This is a genomic window from Pseudarthrobacter sp. NKDBFgelt, assembly GCF_046097905.1.
In the GTDB taxonomy this organism is placed as follows: domain Bacteria; phylum Actinomycetota; class Actinomycetes; order Actinomycetales; family Micrococcaceae; genus Arthrobacter; species Arthrobacter polychromogenes.
In genome coordinates, this window is record NZ_JBJURL010000107.1 from 1 (window position 1) to 10,945 (window position 10,945).

The following is a 10,945-nucleotide window of genomic DNA, read 5'->3' on the forward strand; positions in this document are numbered from 1 at the left end:
CCGCGAGGATCGGCGCAGGCCTGGCAGCCCCCGCCGCTGGCTCGCCGGAGTCGCGGCTGCCGCCGCCATAGCTTTGGGCGGCGTCGGCGTCGGGTCCTACCTGGCAGACCAGAACGATCCCCTCAACCAGGTGGTCCGCGCCGGTGACCTGCGGGAAGCATCGGTGGACGTGGCCGGTGGCGGCACAGCGACCCTCCTGATTTCCTCATCGGAGGACGCCGCCGTCGTCAAGATGAACGGCGTTCCCGCCCCGCCAGCGGGGAAGGTGTACCAGATGTGGCTGATCCCCAAGGATGGCTCGGCGCCGGTGTCCCAGGGCCTGATGGATGAGGAAGCCCTGTCAAAGCCCGCCGTGGTGGAGGGGATCTCCTCTGCCGCAGCGCTCGGGATCACTGTTGAGCCGGCGGGCGGATCCCAGTCCCCCACCCTGCCCACCGTTGCCGCTGCCCCGCTGGGGGCATAAGGCACAAGCCCGGGAAGACGCAAAAAGCGCCCCGTTCCATTCCGTCAAGGGAAGGAACGGGGCGCTTTCGCTGTTGAGTCCTCAGAAGCCGGCTATGGTCCCGGGTCCGTTGACAGCCACCACGTGGAAGGCCTCAGCGCTCCTTCCGTCCGCAAGGCCCGCCCGGCCAGCATTGTCCCGCATGCCCCGCCGGACGGTTGCCTCCATGGCGTCCACGTCGGGGTGCTGGCTGACATGGACATGGATCGCCCCGAGCTTGGACTCCACGTGCTCCGTGACATCCACGAAGTGGTTTTCCCGCTCCTCGGGCCCGGCGTAAAGCCACAGCCACGGGAGTTTGTAGGCGTCCAGGCCGGCCTCGGCGAGTTCCGGGTAGGCGAAGGGGTTTTCCACGGCCGGGTATACCGCGCGGGTTACGGCCTCCCCCACCGCGAGATGGTCCGGGTGGCTCTTCTGGATTCGTTTCCAGTTCCGTTCCGGGTGCATGGACAGCACGACGTCGGGACGGAGTTCCCGGATCAGCCTCACCACGCCCTTCATCACCTCGTGAGACGGTTCAAGGTAGCCGTCCCGCTGGTGGAGGTAATGGATGTCGGTAACCCCCACCAGTTCGGCGGCACGGCGCTGTTCGGCGTCGCGAAGGGCGATGATGTCGGCTCGGTGCACAGGATCAAAGCCGCCTGCGTCGCCGTCGGTCATGATGCAGTAGCTGACCTGGACGCCCGCCGCCGTCCAGGCAGCGATGGTGCCGGCAGCACCAAAATCGATGTCGTCGGGGTGCGCCGCAAAACAGAGCACCCGCCCAACCCGGTGTTCGTCCGGGTTGAACGGGCTCTGTGCCTGCTGGGGAAAGACAGTCAAAGAATCAGCCTTTGCGTTTCTTGATCTCTGCCGTGGCCTGCGGGAGGACGTCGAACAGGTCACCGACGATGCCGAAGTCCGCGATCTCGAACACCGGGGATTCGGCATCCTTGTTCACGGCAACGATGACCTTGGCCGTCTGCATTCCGGCCTTTTGCTGGATGGCCCCGGAGATGCCCGCCGAGATGTAAAGCTGCGGGGACACGGTCTTTCCGGTCTGCCCCACCTGCGCGTCGTGGCTGATCCAGCCGGCGTCGGTGGCCGCACGGGAGGCGCCTACTGCTGCTCCGAGGGCATCGGCCAGTTCCTCCACCGGCCCGAAGTCCCCGTCCAGGCCGCGTCCGCCGGCTACCACGATCCGTGCGTCCGTGAGGTCCGGGCGCCCGCTGGCAACCTTCTGTTCCCGGGCGGTGATCCGGGCCGCGGCGCTGACAGCAGGAACGTCAACGGTGACCGTCTCCAGTGCAGCCGGGGCGGCAGCGGGTACGGGGACCACATTGTTCGCCTTCACGGTCAGGACGCTCACCGGAGTCCCGGCCTTGCAGGCGGTGTTGTAGGAGCCAGCCAGGACAGACTTGTGCGCGGTGCCGTCGGCATCTACGGCCACGACGTCCGTAATGACGCCCGCGTTGAGGCGGATTCCTGCCCGTGCAGCAATTTCCTTGCCCTCGGGCGAGTTGTCGAGCAGGACAATATTGGCACCGGCCTGCCCAGCGGCAGCGGCCAGGTAGGCCGCTTTGGGTGCAACCAGGAAATCATCAAGGTCCTCGGCCGAGGGAAGCAGCACCGTGCCGATGCCGTACTCCGCAAAGGCGGCCGCAACTTCGTCGTGCAGCTTTCCGTTGAGGGCAACCGCTGTTTCCCCGAGGGCGCGGCCCAGGGTGAGCAGCTCGAGGCTGCTCTTCTTGAGCGACGTGCCGGGGTTGTCAATGAATACAAGTACTTTTGCCATGTCTGTGGTCCCTCTTAGAGCAGCTTCTGGGCGGCCAGGAAGTCAACGAGCTTGATACCCGCGTCGCCTTCGTCGGTGATGATGGTGCCGGCGGTCCGGGGCGGACGTTCCTCGGCGCTGAGCACGCTGGTCCAGGACCCCGCGTGTCCAACCTGCGCCGGGTCCACCCCGATGTCAGCCAGGGAGAGGGTGGTGATGCTCTTGCGCTTGGCAGCGATGATGCCCTTGAAGTTGGGGTAGCGCGGCTCGTTAATCTGGTCTGTCACCGAGACCACAGCCGGCAGCGGCGCCTCCACTGTCTCGGAGGACGTGTCGGCGTCCCGGCGTGCGGTGAGCCGGCCGCCGTCGACCTCCAGCGACGACGCGAAGGTGACCTGCGGCAGATCCAGGCGCTCCGCAAGCTGCGCGGGGACCAGTGAGGTTTCCCCGTCGGTTGACGCCATTCCGGTGAGGACCAGGTCCACGGGCGCGTCGCTGCCCAGGTGCCGGATGGCGGCGGCGAGCGCCAGCGACGTGGCCGCGGCGTCTGAACCTGCCAGGGCGCCATCGGTGAGGTGCACACCCTCGGTTGCACCGATCTGCAGCGCCTTTTTGATGGCGTTGACGGCTCCCGAGGGGCCCATGCTCAGCGCGATGACCTGGTTTCCCGCCTTGGATCCGCCACGGGCTTCGGCCAGCTGCAGCGCCGCCTCTAGGGCGTATTCGTCAAGCTCGGACAGGATGCTCTCGTCCCGGTCAGTTGTGTAGCCCTCACCGGTGAGGTGGCGGTCAAACTGGGCGTCCGGTACATGCTTGACCAGGACGATGATCTTCAATGTATCTTCCACTGTGTTTACAGCAGCCTTCCATGCTTGTGGACAGCCAGCCGGGTGAGGTCATGGCCGCGGAATGCCCGGCATGCGGGTAGCTCCTAGCTAACCATATAGGCGCGCCCCGGCGCCCTCTTCCGTTAACGCCTGTGTCAGCGCTCCCCCGGCCGCTGTCCGCTGCGGATGCATCACGACGGCGGCGCCCGCCAGGTGGGGACGCCGCCGTCGTGTGTTCGGCCGGGGTGTGCTGTTGGCGCCGTGCTAGCTGGCGGCGGCGCCCAGTGTGACGTCGAACGTTTGTTCCTTGCCGTTCCGCATGACAGTGATCCTGACGCTGGACCCGGCGGGCTGTTCCCGGACCGCCGCGGTCAGCTGCTCCGGTTCCCCGATGGCGAGGTCGTTGAACTTGGTGATCACGTCGCCCACCTTGATCCCTGCCTTGCCCGCCGCAGAGTCCGCCTCCACGGTGGCAACATCCGCGCCCACCGAGAACCCTGAAGCGGCACTCGAGGCGGTCTTCTTCTTCACACTGACACCCAGTTGGCCATGCGAGGCCTTGCCGGTGTCAATGATCTCCTGCGCCACCCGCTTGGCATGGTTGATGGGGATGCTGAAGCCAACTCCGATGTTTCCGCTGGTTGAGGATGCACTGGATCCCGCGGATGCGATGGCGACGTTGACGCCGATAACCTCACCGCTGCTGTTAACCAGGGCGCCGCCGGAATTTCCCGGGTTGATGGCGGCGTCAGTCTGGATGACATTAATGGAGATCTCGCCCTGCTCAGCAGTCTGCTGGCTCTGGCCCCCGCCCGGAGGCGCGAACTGGAATCCGCCTTCGTCATCGCCCTCGGCGTTGTCCCCCTCTTCGGGGGCGGCCGCGGAGGCGACACTGATGGTCCTGTTCAGCGTTGAAACGATGCCATCGGTCACGGTGCCGGTCAGGCCTAGCGGCGAGCCGATGGCGATGGCGGTGTCCCCCACATTCAATTTTCCTGAATCGCCCAGGGTGGCAGGGGTCAGGCCGTTGGCGTTATCCACCTTGATCACGGCCAGGTCAGACAACGGGTCTGTGCCAACGAGTTTGGCGGTGAGGACCTTGCCGTCACTTGTCCGCACTTCGAGGGCAGCGTCGGCCGTCTGGCCATCCAGGGTAACGACGTGGGTGTTGGTCAGGATGTGCCCCTGGTCGTCCAGAATAATTCCGGAGCCGGTGCCGCCGGAGCCGCCGCTTGAGGCACTGATGGTCACCACGCTGGGCGACGCCTTCACGGCGGCTGCCGTAATGGCGTTCACATTGTCCTTGTTATTGACGATGACTGTCCCGGGCTGGCTGTTGCTGCTCACTGCGGCACCCGAACCGGCGTTGCCGAACAGTTCCGCGGAACCGACGGTGGCCACTCCCCCTCCCACCAGTCCGGCCGCAAGGATGCTGGCCACGAGGGTGCCCACGCCGAATGTCGCTTTCCGGCGCGGCGCGTCCTTGGGGTTGGGCGCGAAGGCAGTCCCGCTGTGGACGCTGCCGGCGCCGAGGTCGGTTGCGCCGTGGTCCTGGCCGGAGTACTGGCTTTCCTGACGGTTTTGGCTGGCGTAGCCGTAACCGGCGTGGGGCGCCTGGTACTGGCCGGGCGCCTGCGGGGCGGCCGGGTCCTGCCCGGCCGCGTGCTGCCCGCCGTAGAAGGGCTGTCGCTGGGGATAGACGGGACGCTGGGCTCCGGGGAGTTCCTGGGTGGGGTTGGTGCCCTGCTGCTCAATGCGGTCTGTGGGGTACTGGCGGGGGCCGGACCCATTCGCCCCGGGATCACCTGCCGATTGCTCCCCCGCAGCGGGCTCCCCTGCCTGTCCGGCGTGTTGCCCCCAGGGATCCTGCCGGTCCTGGCCGCTGTTCCGCGAAGCCGGACCCGGCGTCTGGTTCTCAGTCATGGGACTTCCTTTCATCCTCGTCTGCATTAACTATGGACTCCCTGGCTGGAACAAGCTCGGATGTTTGCTGAGAGCTTCCTGAGGGCCCGTCGCTGACCCGCTGAGGTGTGGCCCGCCGTTTCGCTGCTGGCATATTCGGGCCGATGGACTGGTTGTGGGGTGCACCATAGAATCAAGATGAATTGCCACAGCGACCTGCGGCTTCACACCAAGCGTGGGGGCGCTGCTGGATTCTGAGACGACTGATTCGTCCCGAATCGGTGTCAGGCGTGCTGAAGGGTTGCACATGCGGTCAAAGTTCAAACGTTTATTCGCCGTGATCGGCCTTACCGCCTTCCTGGCGTTGCCCGCCTCCGCGGCCTGGGCCGAGGATCCGGTCACCATTCCCTCCGGCCAGAACATCGTGGACAACGCGAATGTACTCGGAAGCCGCGAGGGCGAAGTCCAGGAAGCAATCCAGAAGCTGCTAAAGGACGACAAATACAACCTCTATGTCATCACCGTGGACAGGTTCACCAACCCAACTGTGCCGGCAGACTGGGCCGCAGCCGTTGCCACGCAGAAAGGCATGGGCAGGTCCGACGCCATCCTCGCAATAGCCAAAGACGACGGCAAATTCAGCTTTGTCCTGAACTCTGCGAGCCCCATTAAGTCCAAGCAGGGGGCTATAAGCCAGAACGCGGTCACGGCCAACCTGGCCGGTGGAAATCCCGATTTCGCCCAGGCAGCAATTGATACAGCAGCGGCGATCGGAGATGCCGCCAGTGGGGGCAGCGGCAACGTCCCCTCTGATGAAGGTGCTGGCGCGGCTGTCCTCGTAGGAACGGGCGTAGTAGCTGCCGGTGGCGCCGGTGCGTACCTCTACTTCCGCAACAAGCGCAAGAAGGCCGCCGGCCAGGCAGCCAACGCCAGCTACGGTCCGCAGGGGGCTGAGCTCGATCCGCTGGCGTCGCTGAGCATCGAGGAACTTCGCCGCAAGGGAGGCTCCCTCCTGATCGAGGCGGACGATGCCATCAAGTCCAGCGAGCAGGAACTCATGTTCGCCCAGGCACAGTATGGTGATTCCGCCGTCGGCAATTTCACCAAGGCGCTGCACGAGGCCAAGGCCCACCTGAGCGAATCCTTCAAGCTGCAGCAGCAGCTGGACGATCACATCCCGGACACTGAAGAGCAGCAGCGGACGTGGCTCGGCGAGATCATCCGCCGGTCAGAGGCCGCACTGTCATCCCTCCAGGAGCAAAAGGCGGACTTCGACTCCCTGCGTGAACTTGAGAAGAATGCACCGCAGGCCCTGGCAGCTGTCAACGCGGGAGCCCGCGAGGCAGACGCGAAGATCTCCAGCGCAGAAGGGTCCCTCACCTCCCTTCGCGCCAAATATGCCGAAAGTGCCCTGACCCAGGTTTCTGACAACATCCTGCAGGCCAAGGAACGCCTGGCATTTGTCCAGAACGCCACCGCCACCGCGCAGCAGAAGCTGGCTGAGGGCGAGGCCAGTCTTGCCGCTGTAGCAGTCCGCGCAGCCGAAGAGAGCCTGCACCAGACGAACGTCCTCCTGGACGCCATCGCCAAGGTTTCCTCCAACCTGGATGAAGCCCGGAACAGCCTCGAGAGTGCAGTAGTTGACACCTCCCAGGACCTCGCTCAGGCACGGGCCATGATCCAATCGGGCGCCCACCCCGAGCTCGCCGGTCCGGTGGCCGGAGTTGAAAACGCCCTCGCGCAGGTGAAGGCGGAGATCCAGGGCGGCAAGATCGACCCCATTGCCACGCTGCAGCGGGTTGAGACTGCCCACCAGTCGCTGGACCAGGCGCTCAGCGGCATCAGGGACCAGCAGGAACAATCCCGCCGGGCGCAGGCCTCGCTCCAGCAGACCATCATGTCTGCCCAGGCCCAGATCAGCGCAACCTCGGACTACATCACCGCCCGCCGCGGCGGTGTGGGGACAGAGGCACGCACACGCCTGGCGGAGTCGCAGCGGAACCTGGATTACGCACTGTCCATTGCACGCACCGATCCTGTGACCGCCCTGACCTACGCCCAGCAGGCGCACGCCCTGGCCGCGCAGGCAGCCCAGCTGGCCCAGGCCGATGTTGACCACTTTGGCGGCTACGCCAACCAGGGCTACGGCCGCGGCGGGATGTTTGGCGGAGGCGGCGGCGGAGGCCTCGGCGGCGCCATCCTGGGCGGCATCCTGATTAACTCCATCCTGAATGGAGGCGGCGGCGCGGGCTGGGGCGGTGGCCACAGCGACGGCGGCGGCTGGGGCGGCGGAGATTTCGGCGGAGGAGACTTTGGCGGAGGCGACTCCGGAAATTTCTGATCGCCGCAGGCTAGCACCGGCCCGAAACCCGGCGCCCCCTCACAAGCCGCAACACAACTGTTCACTGATTTCAGTGGTCACCACAGAGCAGGACGAAAGGTAGCAACATGGTTAAGCAGTCCATCTTTGGCCGTATCGCGCAGCTGGCTAAGGCAAACATCAATACTTTGCTGGACAACGCTGAGGATCCCCAGAAGATGCTGGACCAGATGGTCCGGGACTACACGAACAACATTGCTGAGGCTGAGTCCGCCGTGGCGCAGACCATCGGCAACCTGCGGATGCTCGAGGACGACTACCGCGAGGACGTCAAGAACGCACAGGACTGGGGCAACAAAGCCCTTGCGGCCTCACGGAAGGCGGACGAGTACCGGGCCAGCGGCGACACTGTTGATGCCGAGAAGTTCGACAACCTTGCCAAGGTGGCCCTGCAGCGCCAGATGTCCGCCGAGAATGAGGCCAAGGGGGCAGAACCCAGCATCGCCTCCCAGCGCGAAGTGGTGGACAAGCTCAAGTCCGGCCTGGACCAGATGAAGGGCAAGCTCAACGAGCTGACCAGCAAGCGGAACGAGCTGGTGGCCCGGTCCAAGACCGCTGCAGCCCAGTCCCAGGTCCACGACGCCATCAAGAGCATCGATTTCATGGATCCCACCAGCGAAGTGGGCCGCTTCGAGGAAAAGATTCGCCGCGAGGAGGCCAAGGTCCTTGGCCAGCAGGAACTCGCAGCTTCCAGCCTGGACGCGCAGTTCAACCAGCTGGAGGACCTCGGTGAGCAGGTTGAGATCGAGGCCCGCCTGGCGGCGCTGAAGTCCGGCAACTCGTCAAAGCCGGCCCTCGGCGCGGCAGGTTCGGCAGCAACAGCCTCAACGGTGGATGAAGCAGACTTCGACAAACTCTGACCGGGGGCGGGACGTACCACCTGCCAAAGAAGCAACAGGTAGGGCCGGGGCCATCGATGGCCCCGGCCCTACCTGTCCCTGCCGGTGTGTAGCGTGGTTGCATGGCTTCTTCCACTGAGACTTCCATCGTCTGGCTCCGCGACGACCTTCGGCTTGATGACAACCCCGCGCTTTCCGAAGCAGTCGCGCTCGGAATGCCCCTGACGGTCGTCTACATCCTGGACGAGGAGTCCGAGGGCGTCCGGCCGCTTGGAGGAGCCACGAAGTGGTGGCTGCACCACTCCCTCGCCTCACTCGCGGGTGCGCTGGAAGCCAAAGGCTCCAGCCTGCTCCTCCGCCGCGGGCCAGCCGAGGAGATCATCAGGGAACTCGCCGCCGAAACCAACGCCCGGCACCTGTTCTGGAACCGCCGCTACGGCCAGCCCGAGCGCACTGTGGACGCCGCTGTCAAGGCGTGGGCCACTGAGAATGGTTTACAGGCCTCGAGCTACCAGGCAAACCTCCTGTTTGAGCCCTGGACTGTCCGGACAGGCGCCGGCGGGCCGTATAAGGTGTTCACGCCGTTTTGGCGGGCCTGCCTTGCCGGCGCTGATATCCGCGACCCCCTCCAGGTTCCGGGAACGCTGCCGGCGCCTCCGAAGCGAACCGGGACCGCGCAGGCGGGTGACAGACTTGATGGCTGGGAACTCCTGCCCTCCGCCCCCGACTGGAGCGGCGGACTCGCTGCTGTGTGGGACCCGGGCGAGGACGGCGCCCGGCGCCGGCTCGAAGATTTCCTGGACGGGCCGGCGGAGGAATACGGGACGGGCCGGAACATCCCCGGCGTGGAAGGTACCAGCCGGCTCTCACCCCACCTGCGGTTCGGCGAGGTCAGTCCCTTCCGCGTGTGGCGGCAGATCCGCCGTCGCTATCCGAACAAGGTGCCTGCCGACGTCGGCATCTTCCGTTCGGAGCTTGGCTGGCGGGAATTCTGCTGGCACCTTCTGTACACCAACCCGGATCTTGCCACCCGCAACTACCGTCCGGACTTTGACCGGTTCGAATGGGAGAAGCCCGGCAAGGATGAACTGGAAGCCTGGCAGCAGGGGCGGACCGGGTATCCGTTTGTCGATGCAGGCATGCGCCAGCTGTGGCAAACCGGCTGGATGCACAACCGGGTGAGGATGGCCGCGGCCTCTTTCCTGGTCAAGAATCTCCTGACGGACTGGCGCGTCGGGGAAACCTGGTTCTGGGACACCCTCGTGGACGCGGACGCGGCCAGTAATCCCGCCAATTGGCAGTGGGTTGCCGGCTCAGGGGCAGATGCCTCACCGTACTACCGGATTTTCAACCCCGTCACCCAAAGCAAGAAATTCGACGCCGCCGGCACCTACCTGCGCCATTTCATCCCCGAGCTGGCGGACTTGGACGGAAAGGCTATCCACGAGCCCTGGAAGTCGGGCGTGGAACTGGCGGAGTATCCGCGGCCGCTGGTGGATCTGCCCGAGTCCAGGGAGCGGGCCCTTGAGGCCTATCAGAAGCTCAGGGACAGCTGACCCGCTCCAGGGGCAACCGCAGCCGCCCCGCGCCCGTCAGCGGCTGACCTTGCCCATCAGGGAGGCGATGGGCCGCAGGAACAACGGGCGGGCCAGGAACCAGGCGGCCACCATTACCACAACCGAGGCGAGGAACACCCAGAAACCAAACCACCCGTCGTCGTCGCGCACGCCGTACATGTGGTTAAGGTTGCGCAGGGCTCCCGTGGCGAGCACCAGGAAGACGTGCACCGCGATGAAGGCCACGAAGTAGATCATCACCGGGAAGTGGACGGCGCGCGCCCACTCGATGGGGAACGCCTTGTTGAGGCCGGCAGCCTTCCTGGGCCAGGCACCGGACATCCGCAGGCCCGTGATGAAGGCCAGCGGAGCGGCAATGAAGACTGTGGCGAAGTACGAGAGCAGCTGCAGCGCGTTGTAGTTGACCCAGCCGTTTTCCGTGGGCCAGTCCAGGGATGCGTACTGCAGTGCCGCGGAGAGCGCGTTGGGGAAGACGTCCCAGCTGGTGGGAACAATCCGCATCCACTGGCCAGTGGCAAAAAGCAATACCGCGAAGATCAGGCCGTTCAGGATCCACAGGACATCCAGCGTCAGGTGGAACCACAGCTCGAGGCTGATCTTGGTGGGCGGGTTCTTCGTCTTGATCAGGCCCTTGTTGTTCCGTGTCCAGTGCCCGCTGGGGCGGGTGGTGGTCCGCACCTGCCACCCCGTGCGGATAATCAGCAGCAGGAAGAACGCGTTCAGGAAGTGCTGCCATGCAAGCCAGGCAGGAAAGCCCACAGGAGCGTTGTCCGGAAGCTCTGAGTGGCCCGGATAGTCCCCCACGAAGGAAGCCACGGCAGGCAGCCCCATCAGCCACCTGGCAACCAGCACCACCAGGACCAGCCCTCCGAGGACGGCGGGCACCGCCCAGTAGAGTCGCGACCGCTGACCCGCCGCGGTACGGGGCTTCTTCGTGGGTGTGGACATCGAACAACATTCCTCTCGAGAATGACTGGCCAAGTGCTCACTACGTGTGAGGCTCTGCGAAAGAGAATACTAGGAACTGCACGTATCCACGGAAAAAAGAAGACCCCGGCCGGCTGGTAGGCCGGTCGGGGTCTTCACATAGTTGCGGGGACAGGATTTGAACCTGTGACCTCTGGGTTATGAGCCCAGCGAGCTACCGAACTGCTCCACCCCGCGT

General features: G+C 65.2%; 9 protein-coding genes and 1 tRNA gene. 4 read left to right on the plus strand and 6 right to left on the minus strand.

The features are described from left to right. Positions 1-463, plus strand: a 463-nt coding sequence (locus ACKAE7_RS19300; protein WP_408980034.1) for an anti-sigma factor, incomplete at its 5' end; no start/stop codon positions are given. An 81-nt stretch (positions 464-544) separates the two neighbouring features. Here ACKAE7_RS19300 and ACKAE7_RS19305 read toward each other — a convergent pair. From ACKAE7_RS19305 to ACKAE7_RS19320, 4 genes are all read right to left on the minus strand, one after another. Then, positions 545-1,324, minus strand: coding sequence for a PIG-L deacetylase family protein (locus ACKAE7_RS19305; protein ID WP_408980035.1), 780 nt, complete (start codon positions 1,322-1,324; stop codon positions 545-547). 4 nt (positions 1,325-1,328) lie between these two features. Beyond that, positions 1,329-2,276 carry an electron transfer flavoprotein subunit alpha/FixB family protein gene (locus ACKAE7_RS19310; RefSeq protein WP_408980036.1) on the minus strand — a complete coding sequence of 316 codons (948 nt, stop codon included), beginning with the start codon at positions 2,274-2,276 and terminating at the stop codon, positions 1,329-1,331. Between the two features lie 14 nt (positions 2,277-2,290). Beyond that, positions 2,291-3,091 (minus strand): electron transfer flavoprotein subunit beta/FixA family protein, encoded by an 801-nt coding sequence (locus ACKAE7_RS19315; RefSeq protein WP_188728208.1) that lies wholly within the window; start codon positions 3,089-3,091, stop codon positions 2,291-2,293. Between the two features lie 255 nt (positions 3,092-3,346). Next, positions 3,347-5,005, minus strand: coding sequence for a trypsin-like peptidase domain-containing protein (locus ACKAE7_RS19320; RefSeq protein WP_408980037.1), 1,659 nt, complete (start codon positions 5,003-5,005; stop codon positions 3,347-3,349). 286 nt (positions 5,006-5,291) lie between these two features. On the opposite strand from ACKAE7_RS19320, the gene ACKAE7_RS19325 reads away from it, so the two are divergent. From ACKAE7_RS19325 to ACKAE7_RS19335, 3 genes are all read left to right on the plus strand, one after another. Then, positions 5,292-7,325, plus strand: a complete 2,034-nt coding sequence (locus ACKAE7_RS19325; RefSeq protein WP_408980038.1) for a TPM domain-containing protein — start codon at positions 5,292-5,294, stop codon at positions 7,323-7,325. Between the two features lie 107 nt (positions 7,326-7,432). Then, positions 7,433-8,224, plus strand: coding sequence for a PspA/IM30 family protein (locus ACKAE7_RS19330; RefSeq protein WP_066277395.1), 792 nt, complete (start codon positions 7,433-7,435; stop codon positions 8,222-8,224). A gap of 101 nt (positions 8,225-8,325) precedes the next feature. Continuing rightward, positions 8,326-9,759: a deoxyribodipyrimidine photo-lyase gene (locus ACKAE7_RS19335; RefSeq protein WP_191034650.1), complete on the plus strand. Its 1,434-nt coding sequence runs from the start codon at positions 8,326-8,328 to the stop codon at positions 9,757-9,759. A gap of 36 nt (positions 9,760-9,795) precedes the next feature. Here ACKAE7_RS19335 and ACKAE7_RS19340 read toward each other — a convergent pair whose 3' ends face one another. Then, positions 9,796-10,728, minus strand: a complete 933-nt coding sequence (locus ACKAE7_RS19340; RefSeq protein WP_190609929.1) for a cytochrome b/b6 domain-containing protein — start codon at positions 10,726-10,728, stop codon at positions 9,796-9,798. 142 nt (positions 10,729-10,870) lie between these two features. Beyond that, positions 10,871-10,944 (minus strand) — tRNA-Met (locus ACKAE7_RS19345). Position 10,945: the final 1 nt, after the last annotated feature.

Bases quoted from the DNA above. Each gene is read 5' to 3' on its own strand.
- ACKAE7_RS19310 (WP_408980036.1), bottom strand. From the start codon at position 2,276: ATGGCAAAAGTACTTGTATTCATTGACAACCCCGGCACGTCGCTCAAG.
- ACKAE7_RS19320 (WP_408980037.1), bottom strand. From the start codon at position 5,005: ATGACTGAGAACCAGACGCCGGGTCCGGCTTCGCGGAACAGCGGCCAG.
- ACKAE7_RS19325 (WP_408980038.1), top strand. From the start codon at position 5,292: ATGCGGTCAAAGTTCAAACGTTTATTCGCCGTGATCGGCCTTACCGCC.
- ACKAE7_RS19330 (WP_066277395.1), top strand. From the start codon at position 7,433: ATGGTTAAGCAGTCCATCTTTGGCCGTATCGCGCAGCTGGCTAAGGCA.
- ACKAE7_RS19335 (WP_191034650.1), top strand. From the start codon at position 8,326: ATGGCTTCTTCCACTGAGACTTCCATCGTCTGGCTCCGCGACGACCTT.
- ACKAE7_RS19340 (WP_190609929.1), bottom strand. From the start codon at position 10,728: ATGTCCACACCCACGAAGAAGCCCCGTACCGCGGCGGGTCAGCGGTCG.